Source organism: Microbacterium suaedae (genome assembly GCF_003254645.1).
Lineage (GTDB): Bacteria > Actinomycetota > Actinomycetes > Actinomycetales > Microbacteriaceae > Microbacterium > Microbacterium suaedae.
Genome location: NZ_PNFD01000002.1, coordinates 524,618 through 545,516 on the forward strand (window position 1 = coordinate 524,618; position 20,899 = coordinate 545,516).

At 68.3% G+C, this 20,899-nt stretch carries 16 protein-coding genes and 1 tRNA gene; 1 reads left to right on the top strand and 16 read right to left on the bottom strand.

Going from position 1 to position 20,899, the window contains the following annotated elements:
• Positions 1-2 precede the first annotated feature (2 nt).
• Genes C0012_RS09110 through polA form a run of 3 tightly spaced genes read right to left on the bottom strand, consistent with a single transcriptional unit; the run spans position 3 to position 5,719 of the window.
• Positions 3-1,331, bottom strand: a complete 1,329-nt coding sequence (locus tag C0012_RS09110) for an MFS transporter (RefSeq protein ID WP_232527848.1) — start codon at positions 1,329-1,331, stop codon at positions 3-5.
• A 42-nt stretch (positions 1,332-1,373) separates the two neighbouring features.
• Entirely contained in the window at positions 1,374-3,047 is a 1,674-nt protein-coding gene (locus C0012_RS09115; protein ID WP_110588945.1) for a DUF885 domain-containing protein, read from the bottom strand.
• A 47-nt stretch (positions 3,048-3,094) separates the two neighbouring features.
• A complete protein-coding gene (gene polA / locus C0012_RS09120) occupies positions 3,095-5,719 on the bottom strand; it encodes a DNA polymerase I (protein WP_110588944.1) in 2,625 nt (874 codons plus the stop codon).
• Between the two features lie 60 nt (positions 5,720-5,779).
• Between polA and C0012_RS09125 the strand changes: the two genes are divergently transcribed.
• Positions 5,780-6,205: a hotdog fold thioesterase gene (locus C0012_RS09125; RefSeq protein WP_110588943.1), complete on the top strand. Its 426-nt coding sequence runs from the start codon at positions 5,780-5,782 to the stop codon at positions 6,203-6,205.
• Positions 6,206-6,259: 54 nt separating this feature from the next.
• Here the strand turns inward: C0012_RS09125 and C0012_RS09130 are convergent, their stop codons facing one another.
• The 13 genes from C0012_RS09130 to hisF form a co-directional block, all read right to left on the bottom strand.
• Complete coding sequence (locus C0012_RS09130) at positions 6,260-6,883, bottom strand: ANTAR domain-containing response regulator (protein WP_110588942.1); 624 nt, start codon at positions 6,881-6,883, stop codon at positions 6,260-6,262.
• Between the two features lie 80 nt (positions 6,884-6,963).
• Positions 6,964-7,046 (bottom strand) — tRNA-Leu (locus tag C0012_RS09135).
• Between the two features lie 41 nt (positions 7,047-7,087).
• A complete protein-coding gene (gene pyk / locus C0012_RS09140) occupies positions 7,088-8,530 on the bottom strand; it encodes a pyruvate kinase (protein WP_110588941.1) in 1,443 nt (480 codons plus the stop codon).
• A gap of 180 nt (positions 8,531-8,710) precedes the next feature.
• On the bottom strand, positions 8,711-10,171 hold the full coding sequence (locus C0012_RS09145) for a glutamate synthase subunit beta (RefSeq protein WP_110588940.1): 1,461 nt from the start codon (positions 10,169-10,171) through the stop codon (positions 8,711-8,713).
• Complete coding sequence (gene gltB / locus C0012_RS09150) at positions 10,164-14,738, bottom strand: glutamate synthase large subunit (protein ID WP_110588939.1); 4,575 nt, start codon at positions 14,736-14,738, stop codon at positions 10,164-10,166. The genes C0012_RS09145 and gltB overlap by 8 nt, the downstream gene beginning before the upstream one ends.
• Positions 14,739-14,861: 123 nt before the next feature.
• On the bottom strand, positions 14,862-15,872 hold the full coding sequence (lgt, locus tag C0012_RS09155) for a prolipoprotein diacylglyceryl transferase (RefSeq protein WP_110588938.1): 1,011 nt from the start codon (positions 15,870-15,872) through the stop codon (positions 14,862-14,864).
• A gap of 33 nt (positions 15,873-15,905) precedes the next feature.
• Complete coding sequence (gene trpA, locus C0012_RS09160; RefSeq protein WP_110588937.1) at positions 15,906-16,706, bottom strand: tryptophan synthase subunit alpha; 801 nt, start codon at positions 16,704-16,706, stop codon at positions 15,906-15,908.
• A complete protein-coding gene (trpB, locus tag C0012_RS09165) occupies positions 16,703-17,911 on the bottom strand; it encodes a tryptophan synthase subunit beta (RefSeq protein ID WP_110588936.1) in 1,209 nt (402 codons plus the stop codon). Before trpB ends, trpA begins: the two co-directional genes overlap by 4 nt.
• Entirely contained in the window at positions 17,911-18,699 is a 789-nt protein-coding gene (gene trpC / locus C0012_RS09170; protein ID WP_110588935.1) for an indole-3-glycerol phosphate synthase TrpC, read from the bottom strand. Before trpC ends, trpB begins: the two co-directional genes overlap by 1 nt.
• Positions 18,699-18,929: a DUF6704 family protein gene (locus tag C0012_RS09175; protein ID WP_110588934.1), complete on the bottom strand. Its 231-nt coding sequence runs from the start codon at positions 18,927-18,929 to the stop codon at positions 18,699-18,701. Before C0012_RS09175 ends, trpC begins: the two co-directional genes overlap by 1 nt.
• A gap of 48 nt (positions 18,930-18,977) precedes the next feature.
• Positions 18,978-19,622, bottom strand: a complete 645-nt coding sequence (locus C0012_RS09180) for a Trp biosynthesis-associated membrane protein (protein ID WP_162621831.1) — start codon at positions 19,620-19,622, stop codon at positions 18,978-18,980.
• Positions 19,623-19,630: 8 nt separating this feature from the next.
• The gene (gene hisI / locus C0012_RS09185) at positions 19,631-20,047 is read right to left on the bottom strand and encodes a phosphoribosyl-AMP cyclohydrolase (RefSeq protein WP_110588932.1); all 417 of its coding nucleotides are present in this window, start codon (positions 20,045-20,047) and stop codon (positions 19,631-19,633) included.
• A 55-nt stretch (positions 20,048-20,102) separates the two neighbouring features.
• Positions 20,103-20,894 (bottom strand): imidazole glycerol phosphate synthase subunit HisF, encoded by a 792-nt coding sequence (gene hisF / locus C0012_RS09190; protein ID WP_110588931.1) that lies wholly within the window; start codon positions 20,892-20,894, stop codon positions 20,103-20,105.
• Positions 20,895-20,899: the final 5 nt, after the last annotated feature.

The window sequence follows — 20,899 nt, forward strand, 5'->3', positions numbered from 1 at the left end:
GTCTACGTGGCTTCGAGGGCAACGCCCTTCAGCTCGCGCAGGCCCCACGTTGCTGCGGCCGCGATCGCGAAGAAGATCGCGAAGACCGTGAAGACCAGACCCGCACCACCGATTCCCAGGGCCCACGGAGTGAACAGAGGCGCGATGATCGACGCGATGCGACCGAAAGCCGCCGCCCAGCCCGCGCCCGTTGCGCGGACGGATGTCGGGTAGAGCTCGGGCGTGACGGCGTAGAGCGCACCCCATGCCCCGAGATTGAAGAACGACAGCAGGCACCCGAACGCGAGGATCTGCCAGACCTCGCCCGCTGTTCCGAACAGCATGGCGGCGACGGCGGATCCGACGAGGAACGTCGACAGTGTCGCGCGGCGCCCCCACACTTCGATGAGCCATGCCGCGACGGCATAGCCCGGCAGCTGCGCGAGCGTGATGATGAGCGTGTACTCGAAGGAACGGATCAGATCGAAGCCCTGCGCGACGAGGATCGACGGAATCCAGATGAACGCTCCGTAGTACGAGAAGTTCACGAAGAACCAGACGGTCCAGAGCGCGACGGTGCGGGTGGCGAGCCCCGCGCGAAACAGAGATCCGACGCCGGCGCGAGCCGGACGAGCGCGCGCGGAGGTCGCGGGTGCCGGAGCCGGAGGTGCCGGCTTCGCGTGTGCCGGATCCGCGCTCTCAAACTGCCGCACGACGCGCTCGGCCTCGGCGACGCGACCACGCGATTCGAGCCATCGCGCCGACTCGGGCAGCCCCCAGCGCACGATGATCGCGTACAGGGCGGGGATCGCGCCGATCGCGAAGGCCCAACGCCAGCCGTTCTCGAGCGGAACGACGAAGTAGCCGATGACGGCGGAGGCCGTCCACCCGACCGCCCAGAACGCCTCGAGGATCACGACGACGCGGCCGCGGATACGTGCGGGGGCGAATTCGCTGACATAGGTCGACGCGACCGGCAGCTCGGATCCGAGGCCGAGGCCGACGAGGAAACGCAGCACGAGCAGTGCTCCGACGCCGCCGACGAGCGCGCTCGCCCCCGTCGCCACACCGTAGACGAGCAGAGTGAGCGCGAAGACCTGCCGCCGACCGAGGCGGTCGGCAAGCAGGCCGCCCACGCTGGCGCCGATCGCCATCCCCACGAAGCCGATCGAGGTGATCCACCCCGCCGTCGAACCGTCAAGGCCCCATTCGGCGGACAGCGCGGCGATGATGAACGCGATGAGCCCGACATCCATGGCGTCGAGGGCCCAGCCGAGGCCGGAGCCGGAGAGGACGCGCAGATGCGCGCGGGAGAAGCGCAGACCGTCGAGGCGCGCGGAGGGAGAGGTCACACCGACAGGTTAATGTCGATGTGACCTTTCGGCGAATCGTGGTCAGCCGAGCAGCTCGTTGCGCAGCGTGTCGAGCCCGACCCCGCCGAGGTCGAGCGCGCGACGGTGGAACGCCTTCATCGAGAAGGCGTCGCCCTCGCGCTCGGCGACACCGGCCCGCAGCTCCTCCCAGATGCGCTGTCCGACCTTGTACGACGGTGCCTGGCCCGGCCAACCGAGATAGCGGTTGACCTCGAAGCGCACGAAGGGATCGGGCATGTTGACGTTGCGCCGCATGAAGTCGAGCGCGTAGTCGGCGTCCCACTTCTGGTAGCTGTCGGGGCGGCGCTTGCCGAGGTGCACGCCGATGTCGAGCACCACGCGCGCGGCGCGCATGCGCTGTCCGTCGAGCATTCCGAACCGCGCGGCCGGATCGTCCAGGTATCCGAGCTCCTCCATGAGGCGCTCGGCGTAGAGCGCCCAGCCTTCCGCGTGGCCCGAGGAGCCCGCGAGCAGACGTCGCCAGCTGTTGAGCTGGGAGCGGTTGTACACGGCCTGCCCGATCTGCAGGTGGTGACCCGGAACACCCTCGTGGTAGACGGTCGTGAGTTCGCGCCAGGTATCGAAGGCACGCACGCCCTCGGGGACGGACCACCACATGCGCCCAGGCCGGGAGAAGTCGTCGCTCGGCGCGGTGTAGTAGATCTCACCCGACGTGGTCGGCGCGATCATGCACTCGACACGGCGCACGGGCTCGGGAATGTCGAAGTGCGTCTCGCCGAGCTCGGCGATGGCGGCGTCGGCGGTCGACTGCATCCACTCGCGCAGGGCATCGGTGCCCACGAGCTTGCGGGTCATGTCGTGTTCGAGGAACGACACGGCCTCGTCGACGCTTGCGCCCGGCACGATCTCGCGCGCGAGGGACTCCTGCTCGGCGCGTACCTTCGCGAGTTCTTGGAGCCCCCACTCGTAGGTCTCATCGAGATCGACCTGTGCGCCGAGGAAACGGCGCGAGTGCAGCTCGTACAGCTCCCGCCCCACCGCGTCGTCCTCGGTCGCGCGCGGCGCGAGGACGCCGTCCAGGAAGCGCGCGAAACGTCCGTAGGCGCTGCGCGCAGCGTCTGCGCCGTCCGCGAGGTCGCGCCGCAGAGCCGCAGGGATCTCGTCGCCGCTCACCGCGGCCCCCGCGACCAGCTGGTCGAAGAAACCATCGGGGAACGCGTAGCTCCGGGCCTGTTCGGCGACCTCGTGCACCTGGCGCATCGCCGGGACGACATCGGCGTGGATGCCCTCGCGCAGCGTCGCCATGTAACCGTCGATCGCGTCGGGCACTCCGGCGAGGCGCTTGGCGAACATCGCCCAATCGTCGACCGTCTCGGTCGGCATGAGGTCGTACGCCTGGCGGATGTCCTGCGACGGGCTTTCGAGCACGTTGATGTCGCGCAGGTGCCACTGCGCGTCGTACAGCTCGAGATCGAGGTTCAGCTCACGCGACAGATCGGCCTTCGTCACGCGGTCGACATCGTCTGCGGGCTCCGCCGCCTCAAGGCGAGCGAGCGTGGCGCGTGCGGCGTCGGCATGGGCGGCGTGACCGTCGGGCCCATAGTCGCCGTAACGGTCGTTCACCTCAGTTCGGCCGATGTAGGTGCCCACCGTGGGAACAAGGCCGACGAGCGTGTCGACCCACTCCTCTGCGATGGTATCGATCAGGGACTGGGGGCGTGTATTCGGATCCATGAGTTGTTCCAGGGTATCGGCCGAGGCGCGCTCGTCCGATTCGAGACTCAGTGTGCGGCCTGATTCCAGTTGTCGCCTCGGCCGACCTGCACCGAGAGCGGCACACGCAATTCGGTCGCGCTGCCCATCTGGCGACGGACGATCTCCTCGACGCGATCCCACTCCCCCGGCGCAACCTCGATGACGACCTCGTCGTGGATCTGCAGCAGAAGTCGCGACGTGAGCGAACGAAGATCGGCATGGATACGGAACAGTGCGATCTTCATGATGTCGGCCGCGCTGCCCTGGATCGGAGCGTTGAGGGCGGCGCGCTCGGCATTCTCGCGGAGCACGCGGTTCGGACTCGTGAGATCGGGGAACGGCCGGCGGCGACCGAAGATCGTCTCGGTGTACCCGTCTTCGCGCGCCTTCTCGACCGACGACCGGAGATAGTCGCGGACGGCGCCGAAGCGCTCGAAGTAGCCGAGCATCAGCTGCTTGGCCTCTTTCTGTTCGATGCCGAGCTGCTTCGAGAGGCCGAACGCACTCAGCCCGTAGACGAGCCCATACGACATCGCCTTGACCTTGCTGCGCATCTCGCCCGTGACGTCCTCGGGAGCCACGCCGAAGACCTGCGCTCCGACGTAACGGTGGAGGTCTTCTCCGTCATTGAAGGCCGCGACGAGCCCCGGATCCTCGGAGAGGTGCGCCATGATGCGCATCTCGATCTGCGAGTAGTCGGCCGTGAGAAGGGTCTCCCATCCCTCGCCGACCTCGAAGGCCGAGCGGATGCGCCGCGACTCTTCCGTGCGCACCGGGATGTTCTGCAGATTGGGGTCGGTGCTCGACAGGCGCCCCGTCTGGCTCCCGGTCTGCAGGTACGTCGTGTGCACGCGCCCGTCGGCACCGATCGCCTGATCGAGTCCGTCGATGATCTGCTTGAGCTTCGTCGCCTCGCGGTGCGCGAGCAGTTGCCCGAGGAATGGATGCCCGGTCTTGACCTGGAGATCGGAAAGGGCACTCGCGTCGGTCGTGTACCCAGTCTTGGTCTTGCGGGTCTTCGGGAGCTCGAGCTCTTCGAACAGCACCTGCTGCAGTTGCTTGGGCGAGCCGAGATTCACCTCGCGCCCGAGCTCCGCGTAGGCCTCGGCAGCGATCGACGACGCCCGCTCTCCGAGTTCGTCGGAGAAGCCGGAGAGCTTCTCGTGGGACACGGCGACGCCCGCGATCTCCATATCGGCGAGGGCGAGCAGCGTGGGCATCTCGATGTCGTTGAGAACCGCGCGCTCGCGCTCGGGGAGTTCGGCGACGACGGCTTCTGCGACACGCAGTGCGTACCACGACAGCTGGCCGGGAGTCGCGCCATCGTTCTCGGGCACGAGCTGGTCAGGGCTGGCCACGGGCAGGCGCTCGCCCAGGTATCGATCGACAAGGTGAGCGAGCGTTTTGTCAGGGAACGAGGGGCGCGCAACCCACCCAGCGATGAGCGCGTCGTTCTGCAGCGCGCGCAGTTCGACGCCCGCGCGAGCGAGGGCCTTGACCTGCGTCTTCGCGTCGCACATCACCTTCGGCGCGTCTGACGCGCACCACGGGGCAATTGCGTCGCGCACCGCGTCGGACCACTCCGCTTCGACCGCCGCGTCCACCGTCGCGAGACCGACACGCACGGGGAAGCCCCCTTCCGTGACGACCGTGAGCCCGATCGGGCGTTCGGGATCGGTGAACCAGCGCTCGAGAGCATCGGCATCGAGCTGCAGGACGGCGGGTGCGACCAGCTGCGGGGCTGCCTCGATCGCGTCCTCGCCTCCCATCGCATCGAGCACGCGCTTCAGAAGCGATCGGAACTCCAGCTTCGAGAAGATGTCGCGCACGGCGGCGTCGTCAGCCGCCCCCACCTCGAGCGCATCGAGCTCGACGGGGACGTCGATGTCGTCCAGCAGACGGTTCAGACGCCGGTTGCGGCGAACGTCGTCGAGGTGATCGCGCAGGTTCTGACCGACGACGCCCTTGATCGTGTCGGCTCCCTCGAGAACGGCGTCGAGCGACCCGAACTGCGTCAGCCACTTGACGGCCGTCTTTTCGCCGACCTTCGGCACACCGGGCAGATTGTCGGCCTTCTCCCCCACCAGCGCGGCGATGTCAGGGTACTGCTCGGGCGGAACGCCGTACCGCTCCTCGACCGCCGGCGGATCGTAGCGCTTGAGCTTCGACACGCCCTGCACCGACGGGTAGAGCAGCGTCACCCGATCGTTCACGAGCTGAATCGAGTCGCGGTCCCCCGAGCAGACGAGAACGTCGTACCCCGCATCGACACCGCGCCGCGCGAGCGTCGCGAGGATGTCGTCGGCCTCGAACCCGTCCTTCTCGAGCACCGTGATGTTCATCGCCTCGAGACACTGCTTCAACAGCGGGATCTGCCCGCTGAACTCCTTCGGGGTCTCCTGGCGCCCCTCCTTGTAGTCGGGGTACTCGTCCTTGCGGAAGGTCTTGTCGGAGACGTCGAACGCCACGGCGACGTGCGTCGGCTTTTCGTTCTTCAGCAGATTGATGAACATCGACAGGAAGCCATGGATGCCGTTCGTATGCTGACCCTCCTTGTTCTGGAAGGTGTCGACCGGCAGAGCGAAGAAGGCGCGAAAGGCAAGCGAATGGCCGTCGACAATGAGCAGAGTAGGCTTCGTGGGGTCCGTCACCCTTCCAGGGTATGTGGGACCGCCGACATTCGAGAGACCGTCACCGCCAGGAGAGCCCAGATGACCGCGAAGACGCCCGCCCGGACCCTCGGAATCGAATGGGTGCGCGAACGCGGGATCGGCGCGCTCGCCGAGCGCATGGGCATCGAGTTCTCCGAGTTCTCGGCGGAGCGCGCCGTCGCGACGATGCCCGTCGAAGGCAACACCCAGCCCGTGGGCCTGCTCCACGGCGGCGCGTACGTCGTCCTCGGCGAGTCGCTCGGGTCGATGGCAGCGAACTTCCACGCGGGGCCGGGCCGGCTGGCGGTCGGCCTCGACATCAACGCCACGCACACGGCGTCCGCGACGTCCGGGATCGTCACGGGAACCTGCACGGCGATTCATCTCGGCCGCACCATCGCGGTGCACGAGATCGTGGTGGCCGACGAGCGCGGACGTCGCTGCTCGACGATCCGGATCACGAACCTCATCAAGGACCTGGGCTGAACGACGACGGCGGCGACCCCGCGAGGGGGTCGCCGCCGTCGCTCAGACGAAGAGTCAGTCCTTCTTGGGCGAGAGCTGCTCGATGATGGCCTTCGCGACGTCCTGCATCGTGAGGCGGCGATCCATCGAGGCCTTCTGGATCCAGCGGAACGACTCGGGCTCGCTGAGGCCCATCTTCTCGTTGAGGAGGCCCTTCGCGCGGTCGACGAGCTTGCGCGTCTCGAAACGCTCGACCATGTCCTGCACCTCGGCCTCGAGCGTGATGATCTGCTCGTAGCGGGCCAGCGCGATCTCGATGGCGGGGAGCAGGTCGTTCGGCGTGAACGGCTTCACGACGTAGGCGAGGGCTCCGGCCTCTGTCGCGCGCTCGACAAGCTCCTTCTGGCTGAACGCCGTGAGGAGGACGACCGGTGCGACGTGGTCGCGGCTCAGCTGTTCAGCGGCCGAGATGCCGTCGAGCTGCGGCATCTTCACGTCCATCACGACGAGGTCGGGTCGCAGCTCGGTCGCGAGCTGCACCGCCGTCTCGCCGTCGCCCGCCTCGCCGACGACCTCGTAGCCGTTGTCCCGAAGGATCTCGACGATGTCCATCCGGATCAGGGACTCGTCCTCAGCCACCACTACTCGGCGCGGCGCGGACTCCGCGTTCTCGTTCTGCTCTTCGCTCACGTCGTCCATCCTATGGCCGGGGCCTGTATTCGTCGTCAGCGCGTTTCCAGTTCGCGCTCGTTCTCCGGCGATCGCGTCGCGATCGCCCGTGCCGGTGGTGGGACTCGAACCCACACGCCCTTGCGGACAGCGCATTTTGAGTGCGCCGCGTCTGCCATTCCGCCACACCGGCTCGTGGGTGACGATCCTACGGGACCATCACCCACGTTCGACCTACGCCTTGTACGCCGGCGCGGCGCCGTGGATGGCGTCGCCGACACGGTGCACGCGAAGATCGTTCGTCGAGCCCGCGATCCCGGGAGGGGAACCGGAGATGACGATCACCTTGTCGCCGACGCGGGCGAGATCGTTCGACAGCAGGTAGTCGTCGACCTGCAGGAACATGAGATCGGTGTGCTCGACGAGGTCGACGAGGGCCGAGCGGATACCCCACGTCAACTGCATACGGCGTCGGGTCTCCTCCTCGATCGTGAACGCGATCATGGGACGCGACGAGCGCAGGCGCGACATGCGGCGGGCCGAGTCGCCCGTCTGCGTGAAGATGCAGAGGAACTTCGCCTCGACGAAGTCGGCCACCTCGACGGCCGCGAGCGTGATCGCACCACCCTGTGTCCGAGGCGTGCTCGTGAGCGACTCGATGCGGTCGAGCCCGTGCTCCTCCGTCGACTCGACGATGCGGGCCATCGTCTGGACCGTCACGACGGGATAGTCGCCGACGCTCGTCTCGCCCGAGAGCATGACCGCGTCGGCGCCATCGAGAACGGCATTCGCGACATCGCTCGTCTCAGCTCGGGTGGGCACCGGGCTCTGGATCATCGACTCGAGCATCTGCGTCGCGACGATGACCGGCTTTGCGAGACGGCGCGCGATGCTGATCGCCTTCTTCTGCACGATCGGAACCGCCTCGAGGGGCAGCTCCACGCCCAGATCGCCACGGGCGACCATGATCCCGTCGAATGCTTCGACGATCTCCTCGAGCACGTCGACGGCCTGCGGCTTCTCGATCTTCGCGATGATCGGGACCCGTCGTCCCTCCTCGGCCATGATCACATGCGCGCGCTGCACGTCCTTCGCGCTGCGCACGAACGACAGGGCGATGATGTCGGCACCCTTGCGCAGAGCCCACCGCAGGTCGGCCTCGTCCTTCTCGGTGAGGGCGGGGACGTTGACCGCGACACCCGGGAGATTGATGCCCTTGTTGTTGCTGACCGGGCCGCCGACGATGACCTCCGTCGTCACGGTCGTGCCATCGGTCTCGAGGACCTTCACGCGGACCTTGCCGTCGTCGATGAGGAGGAAGTCGCCGGGGGCGACATCGTCCGCGAGGCCCTTGAAGGTCGTGCCGACAAGCTCCTTCGTGCCCTCGACGTCATCGACGGTGATCTTGAACACGTCGCCGGGGGCGAGAGTGTGGGGACCGTCGGCGAACGTGCCGAGACGGATCTTCGGACCCTGCAGGTCGGCGAGGACCGCAACGGGCCGACCGGCCTCCTCCGCTGCGCCCCGGACGTTCTCGAAGTTGTTGTCGTGAACGGAGTAGTCGCCGTGGCTGAGATTGAATCGCGCGACATCGAGTCCCGCGTCGATCAGCTCCCGGACGGTCTCCTTGGTCGAGGTCGCCGGCCCGAGGGTCGCGACGATCTTGGCTCGTCTCACAGAATTGCCTTCCGCACTGCTGGGCATGCCTGCCCGTGGCTATGGAGATGCGTTCGCCGCTCGCCAGCGACACCGCACGTGTCGGCGAGGCGGACACTGCCCGAACGCGCCTCTCACACTACGCGCTGTCGGGCTCCTGCCGCGACGCCGGAGCGCCGCGGCAGGGCACACATCTGTCGATCAGACGTGCATGCCGACATCGGTCGGCTGCACGGGAGCGGGGAGGAACGTCTCCCCCATCAGGTACTCGTCGACCTTCGCTGCGGCCGCACGCCCCTCGGCGATCGCCCACACGATGAGCGACTGACCGCGGCCCGCGTCTCCCGCGACGAACACGCCCGGGTCGGCCGTCTCGTAGCGGTCGTCGCGCTCGATCGCGCCGCGCGAGGTGAACTGCGTGGAGAGCTGGTCCTCGAGGCGATCGCGCTCCGGTCCCGTGAAGCCCATCGCGATGAGGACGAGGTCTGCGGGGATCTCGTGCTCGGTTCCGCTCTTCGGAACACGACGACCGTCGGGAAGGTACTCCGTCTCTGCCACACGCAGAGCGCGCACCTCGCCGGCCTCGTTGCCGAGGAACTCGACCGTCGAGGCCAGGAAGCGACGCTCGCCGCCCTCTTCGTGCGCCGAGGAGACCTCGAACACGGTCGGGTCGGTCGGCCACGGCTGGTGCTCGGGACGCGTCTCGCTCGGCTTGGTGCCGATCGCGAGATTCGTCACGCTCAGGGCGCCGTGACGGTGCGCGGTGCCGATGCAGTCCGCGCCCGTGTCGCCGCCGCCGATCACGATGACATGCTTGCCTTCGGCCGTGATCTGGTTCGGTACGTCGTCGCCCGCGCCTGCGCGGTTCTGTTCGACGAGGTACTCCATCGCGTAGTGCACGCCGGCTAGATCGCGCCCCGGAATCGAGAGATCGCGCGGGACAGTGGCGCCCGTCGCGACGACCACCGCGTCGTAGCGCTGTCGAAGCTCATCCCATGCGATGTCCTCGCCGATCGTCACGCCGGCGCGGAAGCGGGTGCCCTCGTCGCGCATCTGGCGCAGGCGCATCTCGAGGTGCTTCTTCTCCATCTTGAAGTCGGGGATCCCGTAGCGCAGCAGGCCGCCGATGCGATCGTCGCGCTCGTAGACCGCGACCGTGTGCCCGGCGCGCGTGAGCTGCTGCGCGGCCGCGAGGCCCGCGGGACCGGATCCGACCACCGCGACGGTCTTGCCCGTCAGGCGCGTCGGCGGCTTCGGCTCGACCCAGCCGTTCGATACGGCCTCGTCGATGATCGACACCTCGATCTGCTTGATCGTGACGGCGGGCTGATTGATGCCCAGCACACACGCGCTCTCGCAGGGAGCCGGGCACAGCCGGCCCGTGAACTCCGGGAAGTTGTTCGTCGCGTGGAGCCGATCGATCGCCGATCGGTCCTCGCCCTTCCAGGTGAGGTCGTTCCATTCCGGGATCAGATTCCCCAGCGGGCAACCCTGATGGCAGAACGGAACACCGCAGTCCATGCAGCGACCGGCCTGGCGCGTGAGGACGGCCTTGTCACCCGGCTCGTACACTTCCTTCCAATCGAGGATGCGCACGGGCACGGGTCGGCGAGCGGGAAGCTCCCGCTCGGTCACCTTCAGAAAGCCTTTGGGGTCAGCCACCGGTCACCTCCAGGATTCGGTTCCAGACGACGTCGCCGTCGGGGTCAAGTCCCTCGTCGGACGCCTCCTGGCGTGTCTTCTGCACGGCGGCAAAGTCACGCGGGAGCACCCGCACGAACTCGTCCGCCTCGGTCTCGAAATCGTCGAGCATTCGCTGCGCCAGCTGGGAGCCGGTCTCGGCGACATGGCGCTCGAGCATGTCGCGCAGGATCTCGCGGTCGCTCGACCCGAGCGCGCCCAGCGTGAGCTCGCCCGACGCGATCGCCTGGGCGTTGACGCGGTCGTCCGTCAGCCGGTGCACGTACGCCGTGCCGCCCGACATGCCGGCGCCGAGATTGCGCCCCGTCTCGCCGAGAATCACGGCCAGCCCGCCGGTCATGTACTCGAGCGCATGGTCACCCACGCCCTCGACGACGGCCGTCGCGCCGGAATTCCGGACAAGGAACCGCTCGCCGACGACGCCGCCGAGGAACATCGATCCCTGCGTCGCCCCATAGCCGATGACATTGCCCGCGATGACGTTCTGGGAGGCGTCGAATGCGGCTCCGCGCGGGGGCCGGACGACGATATGACCTCCCGAAAGGCCCTTGCCGACGTAGTCGTTCGCGTCGCCCTCGAGTCGCAGCGAGACTCCGCTCGGCAGGAACGCGCCGAACGACTGTCCAGACGAGCCGTGCAGATTCACCGTGATGGATCCCCGCGGCATGCCGTGCTCGCCGTGCGCCTTCGTCACCTCGTGGCCGAGCATCGTACCGACGGCCCGCGCGGTGTTCTTCACGGGAAGGTCGATCTCGATGTCGCCACCCGACGCGATGACATCTCGTGCGCGCTCGATGAGCTGCACGTCGAAGTGCGAGGCGAGCTCGTGATCCTGCTCGCGCACGTGCGCCCGCGGCTCGGTGTCGGCGAACGCCGGGCCGTGCAGGATCGGCGCGAGATCGAGCCCGTCGGCCTTCCAGTGCTCGATGGCGTGGTTCACATCAAGGGCGCCGACCTGTCCGATCGCCTCGTCGAGCGAGCGGAAGCCGAGCTCAGCGAGGTACTCGCGTACCTCCTGCGCGATGAACTCCATGAAGTTCACGACGTACTCGACCTTGCCCGAGAAACGCGAGCGCAGAACCGGGTTCTGTGTCGCGACGCCGACGGGGCACGTGTCGAGGTGGCACACGCGCATCATGATGCAGCCCTCGACGACGAGAGGCGCGGTTGCGAAGCCGTACTCCTCCGCCCCGAGGAGCGCCGCGATCACGACGTCGCGGCCCGTCTTCATCTGCCCGTCTGCCTGCACGACCACGCGGTCGCGCATGCCGTTGAGCATGAGCGTCTGCTGCGTCTCGGCGAGTCCGAGCTCCCACGGCGTTCCCGCGTGCTTGAGCGAGTTCAGGGGGCTCGCTCCCGTGCCGCCGTCGTGGCCGGAGACGAGGATCACGTCGCTGAGCGCCTTGGCGACGCCCGCCGCGACCGCGCCGATGCCCGACTGACTCACGAGCTTCGTGTGCACGCGCGCCGACGGATTCGCCCGCTTCAGATCGAAGATCAGCTGCTTGAGGTCTTCGATCGAGTAGATGTCGTGGTGCGGCGGCGGCGAGATGAGCCCGACACCGGGGGTCGAGTGGCGGGTGCGCGCGACCCACGGATAGACCTTGCCCGGAGGCAGCTGACCGCCCTCGCCGGGCTTCGCGCCCTGCGCGAGCTTGATCTGGATGTCGTCCGCGTGCGTGAGGTACATGCTCGTCACGCCGAAACGCCCCGAGGCCACCTGCTTGATCGAGCTCCGCCGCTCCGGGTCGAGCAGGCGGTCGACGTCCTCGCCGCCCTCGCCCGTGTTCGACTTGCCGCCGAGGCGGTTCATCGCGATCGCGAGCGTCTCGTGCGCCTCGCGCGAGATGGATCCGTAGCTCATCGCGCCGGTCGAGAATCGCTTCACGATCTCGGACACCGGCTCGACCTCGTCGATCGGCACGGGCTTCCGCGCGCCCTTCTTGAACTCGAAGAGTCCGCGCAGGGTCTTGAGCTCGGCGGCCTGATCGTCGACGAGCTTCGTGTACTCGCGGAAGATGTCGTAGCGGCCAGTGCGCGTCGAGTGCTGCAGACGGAACACCGTCTCGGGGTTGAACAGGTGCGCGGATCCGTCACGGCGCCACTGGTACTCGCCTCCGGTCCACAGACGCTCGTGCGCCCGGGGCGAGCGGTCCTCGGGATAGGCGAATGCGTGGCGCTCGGCCGTCTCGCGAGCGATCGCCTCGAGGCCGACGCCCTCGATCTTCGTCTCGGTGCCCGTGAAGTACTTCTCGACGAGCCGGGACGACAGGCCCACGGCCTCGAACACCTGGGCGCCCGAGTACGACGACACCGTCGAGATGCCGATCTTCGACATGATCTTCAGCACGCCCTTGCCGAGCGCGTAGATGAGGTTGCGAACGGCGGTCTCGGCGTCCACGCCCGCAACGGATCCGCTGCGCACGAGGTGCTCGACCGTCTCCATCGCGAGATAGGGGTTGACAGCCGTCGCGCCGAAACCGAGCAGCGTCGCCACGTGGTGCACCTCACGCACATCACCGGCCTCGACGACGAGGCCGACCTTCATACGCGTCGACGCCTTGATGAGGTGGTGATGCACCGCCGACACCGCCAGGAGCGACGGGATCGGCGCGAGATCCTGGTTCGAATCGCGGTCGCTGATGACGACGAACTCGGCGCCGTCCTCGATCGCGCGATCGACTTCGGCGCACATGCGCTCGAGTCGCTTCTCCATGCCCTTTGCCCCCGCCGAGACGCGGTAGAGCGCGGGGATGGTGACGGAGGTGCGGCCCGGAAGTGCCGAGTCGATGTGCTGGATCTTCGCCAGCTCGTCATTGTCGATCACCGGGAAGTCGAGACCGACGCCCCGGGCGTGGTCCGGGCCCCACGACAGGAGGTTCTCCTCCGGCCCGAGGCTCTGCGTGAGACTCGTCACGACCTCTTCGCGGATCGAGTCGAGCGGCGGATTCGTCACCTGGGCGAACTGCTGGACGAAGTAATCGAAGAGCAGGCGGGGTCGGCTGCTGAGCACGGCGATCGGCGTGTCGGATCCCATGGCGCCGAGCGGCTCGGCGCCCGTGCGCCCCATCGGACCGAGAAGGATCTTGAGCTCTTCCTCGGTGTAGCCGAAGGTGCGCTGGCGACGCCGGATCGAGGCGATCGGGTGCACGAGGTGCTCGCGCTCGGGCAGGTCCGCGAGACGCACCGTGCCCTTGTCGAGCCACTCCTGCCACGGCTCCATGGCGGCGAGGTCGCCCTTCACCTCGGCGTCCGCGAGGATGCGCCCCTCGGCCGTGTCGACGACGAACATCGTGCCGGGCTGCAGGCGGCCGCGACGCGCGATGCGCTCGGGCTCGAACTCGAGGACGCCCGTCTCCGAGCCGATGACGACGAGGCCGTCATTCGTGACCGTCCAGCGTCCCGGGCGCAGGCCGTTGCGGTCGAGGGTCGCGCAGACCTGCGTGCCGTCGGTGGCGAGGAGCGCGGCAGGGCCGTCCCACGGCTCCATGATCCCCGCGTGGTACTCGTAGAAGGCCTTCAGAGCGGGGTCGAGGCCCGTCTTCTTCTCGTGCGCCTCCGGCACCATCATCAGCATGGCGTGCGGGAGCGAGCGTCCGCCCAGCGTGAGGAGCTCGAGCGTCTCGTCGAACGAGGCCGAGTCGGATTCGTGGTCGGAGCAGATCGGCAGCAGCGGTGCCATGTCGCCGAGCAGCTCGCTCGACAGCTGCGACTCGCGTGCGCGCATCCAGTTGCGGTTGCCGCTGACCGTGTTGATCTCGCCGTTGTGCGCGAGCATCCGCAGCGGCTGGGCAAGCGGCCAGGAGGGGAAGGTGTTCGTCGAGTAGCGGGAGTGAACCACCGCGAGCTCTGTCGCGAAGCGCTCATCCTGCAGGTCGAGGTAGAACGGCTCGAGCTGCAGAGTCGTGACCATGCCCTTGTAGCCGAGGGTGCGGCTCGACAGCGAGACGAAATACGCGTCGAGCTCGTGCTGCGCCCGCTTGCGCAGGCGGTATGCACGCCGGTCGAGCGCAATCCCCTCGAGCGGCGGCTGATGACCCGCCTGCGCGCTTGCGAGGAAGAGCTGCTCGATCGCCGGCTGCGCTTCTCGCGCCAGCCGCCCGAGGTTGTCAGGAACCGTCGGCACCTCGCGCCATCCGAGGACGTGCAGGTTCTCGGAGGAGGCGATCTGCTCGATGTCGCGCTTCTGCGCGGCCCGCGCCCCCTCGTCCGTCGGCAGGAACGCCATTCCCGCGGCATACTGCCCGACGGGGGGCAGATCGAATCCGACGACCGCGCGCAGGAACGAGTCGGGCATCTGCGTGAGGATGCCGGCGCCGTCACCCGTGCCGGCGTCGGATCCGATCGCGCCGCGGTGTTCGAGGTTGCGAAGCGCCTCGAGCGCCAGGGCGACGATGTCGTGCCCGGCCTCTCCCCTCAGCGTCGCGACCATGGCCAGGCCGCAGGCGTCCTTCTCGAAGCGGGGATCGTACATTCCCTGCCGCGGAGGGTGGGTGCCCGGGGCACCATTCTGAGGCTGGAACTGCATAGACGTAGTCCTTCAGTCGGGGGGTTCGATGACCGTGCGGGCGTCGTCGGCCCTGGCTGAGCCGTCTTCCGCGCGAGAAGTCCTCGTGCCCTTTCCGAAAGGACAGCGTAAGGATCTAGTTCATCACGACGTTGCTTGTGGCGACGGCCGAGCGTCGACTTCCTCGCTCACAGCCGGGTCGCTGACATCGACGAAGTCGCTCTCGGACGAGTGTAGCGCCTTCTCACCGTTCCACTGACGCCCCGGGCGGTACACGGAGGGCTCGGTGCCGTGGTGACGCCGCAGCACGACCAGCAGGACGAGGCCGAGGACGACCGCCGCGATGGCCGCCCACACATTCGTCCGCAGTCCGAGGAAGACCTGGCTGGGATCGATGCGGATCGACTCCCAGACGATGCGACCGGCGCCATACCAGATGAGGTAGCTCGCGAACAGGCGACCCCACTGCATCGAGACCCGTCGCCCGAGCCAGAGCAGCACGACGACGCCCAACGCGTTCCAGATCACTTCGTAGAGGAACGTCGGATGGAACAGCGTTCCCTCCGGCAGCCCCGCAGGGATCGCCGCGTTGTCGGCGTCGATCTCGAGACCCCACGGAAGATCCGTCGGCAGCCCGAACAGCTCCTGGTTGAACCAGTTGCCGAAGCGGCCGATGGCCTGGGCAAGGAGCAGCCCGGGCGCGAGAGCGTCAGCGAAGGCAGAGAAACGGATGCCCGTCCAACGGCAGCCGATCCAGGCACCCAGCCCGCCACCGAGAAGGGCACCGAAGATCGCGATCCCACCGTCCCAGATATTCCAGACGGCGTTCTCGACCATCGGGTTCCACCACTCGCGATCGCCCTCGAAGTAGAAGCTCCAGTGCGTCACGACGTGGAAGGCGCGCGCGCCGATGAGAGCGAGGACGACGGCGGGCAGGCCGATGTCGATGACAACCCACGGCTCGCCACCGCGCCTCGTCAGACGGCGGTGCGTGAGGATCGTGGCGATCACGATTCCCGCGAGGATGCACAGGGCATAGAAGTGGATCGTGAAGGGGCCGAAGGCGAACGACCCGATCGTCCACTCGCTCCCGAAGGTGAACGACGAGATCGGCGGACTGGGGATGCTCGCGGGGAGCGCAGGCGAAGACAGCATGATGGGGAGAGTTTAGATCCTTGTCTGGGGGTCTCAGTCTGTGACGGCGGGGATCCGCGTGCCGGCCGCGAGTTCGCGCGCCTTGGCTGCGAGGCCTTCGACGCCGCCGTCGCGGAGGGCGCGCACGAGCGCCGTCCCCACGATGGCGCCGTCCGCGTAGGAGACGACGCTCGCGACATGGTCTGCGGTCGTCACGCCGATTCCGACGCAGGCGCGTTCGGCCCCGTTCGCGCGGAGGCGCTCGACGACGCTCCGCGCCGCCGCATCGAGGTCAGTGCGCTCGCCCGTGATCCCCATCGTCGAGACCGTGTAGACGAACCCCGTCGACACCTCGGCGATCATGCGAAGGCGCTCATCGGACGTTGTGGGGGCGGCGAGGAAGACGCGGTCGAGGCCCGCTTCCTCAGACGCGCGAATCCACTCGGACCCCGCGTCGGGCGTGATGTCGGGAGTGATGAGGCCCGCTCCCCCGGCGGCGGCGAGGTCGCGCGCGTATCGCTCGACGCCGTACTGCACGACGAGGTTCCAGTAGGTCATCACCAGGACCGGGACGTTCGTGCGCGACGTGATCTCTCGCAGCGCTGTGAACAGATCCGCGGTGCGGAAGCCGGCCTCGAGGGCCTGGTTCGTCGCCTCCTGGATGACGGGCCCGTCCATGACCGGGTCGCTGTAGGGCGGACCGAGCTCGAGCACGTCGGCGCCGTTCTCTGCCAGCGCAACAGCGGCGTCGATGGAGGTCTGCAGATCGGGGTACCCCACCGGGAGGTACCCGATGAACGCGCCTCGCCCCTCGGCCCGTGCCGCGTCGATCGCGTTCTCGACGGATGACGTCATTCGCTCGACTCCTCGTCGTACAGGCCGAAGTAGGTGGCGGCGGTGTCCATGTCCTTGTCGCCGCGCCCCGACAGGCAGATCGCGATCGTCGCATCGGGCCCGAGTTCGCGGCCGAGCCGCAGGGCGCCGGCGAGGGCGTGCGCCGATTCGATCGCGGGGATGATCCCCTCGGTCTCGGTGAGCAGGCGGAGCGCCTGCATCGCCTCGTCGTCTGTCGCGGGCACGTAGGTCGCACGCCCGGTGGCAGCGAGCCATGCGTGTTCCGGGCCGACGCCGGGATAGTCGAGCCCCGCAGAGATCGAGTGCGACTCGATCGTCTGCCCGTCATCGTCCATCAGAACGTAGGTGCGCGCACCGTGGAGGACCCCGGGTCGCCCGCGCTCGATCGAGGCCGCGTGACGCGGTGTGTCGACGCCGTCGCCGGCCGCCTCGACGCCCACGAGGCGGACGTCGGCGTCGTCGATGAACGCGTCGAACATGCCGATCGCGTTGGATCCGCCGCCGACGCAGGCGACGACCGCGTCGGGAAGGCTCCCCGTGCGATCGAGGAGCTGCTGACGAGCCTCCTCGGAGATGACCTTCTGGAAGTCGCGAACCATCGCCGGGAAGGGATGCGGGCCCGCGGCCGTGCCGAAGATGTAGTTCGTCGTCTCGACGCTCGCGACCCAGTCCCGATAGGCCTCGTTGATGGCGTCCTTGAGCGTGCGAGACCCGTTCTTCACGGGCACGACCTCGGCGCCGAGCAGCCGCATCCGGGCGACGTTCAGGGCCTGTCGCTCGGTGTCGACCTCACCCATGTAGATCGTGCACTCCATGCCGAAGAGTGCCGCTGCCGTCGCGGTCGCCACGCCGTGCTGGCCCGCGCCCGTCTCCGCGATCACGCGGGTCTTGCCGAGGCGCTTCGTGAGGAGCGCCTGGCCGAGCACGTTGTTGATCTTGTGGCTGCCCGTGTGGTTGAGATCTTCTCGCTTGAGGAAGACCCGAGCGCCTCCGGCGTGCGCGGCGAAGCGCGGCACCTCGGTCAGCGGCGAGGGTCGGCCCGCATAGTCGGTCAGCAGCGCCGCCAGCTCCGCGAGGAAGGACGGATCGGCCATCGCCTCGGCGTGGGCCGCCGCGAGGTCGTCGATGGCCGCGATGAGCGACTCGGGCATGTACCGCCCGCCGAAGTCGCCGAAGAACGGGCCCGGCTGGTCGCGCAGTGACATCAGATCCCTTCGGTGGCCGAGATGAATGAACGGAGGGAACGGACGGGATCGCCCGTCACGAGGGCCTCGCCGATCAGGACGGCGTCGGCGCCGTCGCGCCGATAGCGCACGACATCGTCGGGGGTCGACACCGCCGACTCGGCGACCCGGATGGTCCCCTCGGGAATGCCGGACGCGAGACGCGCGAACAGCTCTCGGTCGAGCGAGAAGTCGGAGAGGTCACGGGCGTTGACGCCGATGATCGGCGCGCCGAGGTCAGCGGCGATCGACACCTCGTCGGCCGTGTGGGCCTCGACAAGGGGGGTCATGCCCATCTCGACGATCAGGCCAAACAGCTCGGCGAGCTGACGGCGTTCAAGCGCGGCGACGATCAGCAGCACCATATCGGCGCCCGCGGCGCGAGCCTCCGCGACCTGATACGGCGTCGCCACGAAGTCCTTGCGGAGGACGGGGACGCCCACCCGTTCCTTGACGGCCGTGAGATCGGCGAGGGAGCCCTTGAATCGGCGCCCCTCCGTGAGCACGCTGATCGCAGCGGCTCCGCCGGATTCGTACAGGCTCGCCTGATGAGACGGATCCGGGATCGCGGCGAGATCGCCGCGCGACGGGCTCGCGCGCTTGACTTCCGCGATCACGCGGATCGTCTCGGTGCGAGCAAGGAACTCGGTCGCGTCGAGCGCGGGCGAGCGCTCCTCCGCGATCCGTTCGACCTCTGCGAGGGGCCGCTGCGCGCGTCGAGATTCGGCGTCCTCGACCGCCCCGGTCGTGAGGTCGGCGAGGAGCGACATCAGTGCCCCTTCGGCTGGTACTTGGGGCCGTTCGCGCCGAAACCGGCCTTCGCCATGATGAGACCGACGATCGGACCGACGACGAACAGGACAGCCGCCGCGAGAACGAGCCACATCACGTCGAAGAACAGCGCCGCCGTACCGATCGAGATCGCGATCAGCATGATGATGACGTTGGTCCAAGCCGCGGGCGAGTGGCCGTGGCCCGGGTCTCCGATGGGATTGCTCATGAGGCTGCTCCTGAAGAATCGTGCAGGGGATGAATCGAGTCTAGGGGATCACGCCTCGGGATCCCCGCGGCGCGGGGGCTCGTCGGCGTGCGTCTCGGTCGGGTCGTCGCCACGAGAGAGGTCGTCCCAGGTATCGACCGCGTCGAGCGGGCCGGCGCCCGGCAGAGATCGCGGCACCGCGCTCTCGTAGCGTCGCCCGGCACGCGCCCATCTCGCGCCGGTCGAGAGCGCGAGCGCGCCTCCGGCGAAGACGATGACCGCACCAGCGACTCCCGCCCAGGCCCAGGGTCCGGCGGAAACCTCGTCGACGAGCTCGGCCACGCTGGCCGAACCCGCGATGCCCGTGTGCTCCGTGACGGCGGTCTCGATCGCCGAGACGGGTGCCGCGGAGGCGACAGGTACCGAGAAGGCGACGAGCAGCGCCCCGATCGCGGCGGCGGCCGCTGCGAGAACCAGGCGCACGACGCGCCCTGTGAGGGCGAGCGCGAGCGACGAAGCCAGTGCCGCGAGCGAGAGCGGCTGCAGAAGCGGGACCGCGTCCGCTCCCGTCGACGAGACGATGGCGCCCGAGATCTCGGTCGTCGCCCAGGTCTGCGTCGATGAGATGAGCGCGATCGCGGATCCGCCCAGGAGAGTGACGACGCTCGCCGTGCGCCCGCGACGCACGGTCCAGCCCGCGGATGCGGCGGTCACGATCCCCACTACTTCTCGTTCCGCCGCTCCGCGTCGCCACGAGCACCCTCGTCGCGTGGGCCCACGACCGGCTGGAGGTCGCGCTCGGCGCCATCGAAACACGTTCGCGTGCCGGTGTGGCAGGCGGCGCCGGTCTGCTCGACATCCAGCAGCACGACGTCACCGTCGCAGTCGATGCGGGCGCCCTTCACGATCTGCACGTGGCCGGACGTGTCGCCCTTGCGCCAGTACTCCTGGCGGCTGCGCGACCAGTACGTGACGCGCCCCTCGGTGAGGGTGCGACGCAGGGCCTCCGCGTCCATCCACGCGAGCATGAGCACATCGTGCGTGGTGTGCTCCTGCACCACGGCGGGCACGAGGCCGTCGTCTCCGAACCGCACGCGTGACATGCGCAGCGCGAGATCGAGGTCGTTCGGTGCGTTCATCGGGTGAAAGCTCTCCTGTCAGCGCGGCGTCGCGACGGCGCGCCGTTCGGAATGGTCATCGGATCAGGATCCCCTCATCGCGCATGGCCTGCTTGACCTGCGTGATGGTGATCTGCCCGGAATGGAACACGGTCGCCGCGAGCACGGCATCGGCGCCCGCGCGCACCGCCGGGGCGAAGTGCGCGGCCTCCCCCGCACCCCCCGAGGCGATGATCGGCACATCGGCGCACTCGCGCACGGCGGTCGTCAGCTCCAGATCGAATCCGGCCCGGGTGCCGTCGGCGTCGATCGAATTGACGAGCAACTCTCCCGCGCCGCGTTCGACGGCCTCCCGCGCCCAGGCGATGGCGTCGATGTCGGTCTCCGTGCGACCGCCGTGGGTCGTCACGACGAATCCGCTCTCGGTCTTCTCCGACCGCTTGATGTCGAGAGAGAGCACGAGCGCCTGCGCGCCGAAACGGTCGGCGATCTCGTCCAGCAGCCCCGGCCTCGCGATCGCCGCCGAGTTCACGCCGACCTTGTCGGCGCCGACCTCCTGCAGGCGGGCCACGTCCTCGACCGACCGCACACCTCCCCCGACCGTGAGCGGAATGAAGACCTGCTCGGCCGTCGAGCGGACGACGTCGTACATCGTCGCGCGCTCCTCGACCGAGGCCCCCACATCGAGGAAGGTGAGCTCGTCAGCACCCTGCGCGTAGTACTCGCGCGCCAGTTCGACGGGATCCCCCATCTCGCGAAGATTCTCGAAGTTGACGCCCTTGACGACGCGCCCGCCCGACACATCGAGGCAGGGGATGACGCGCGTCGCGACGCCGAGATCCGAGGCCGTCGCGTGCTGCGGAGTCATGCCAG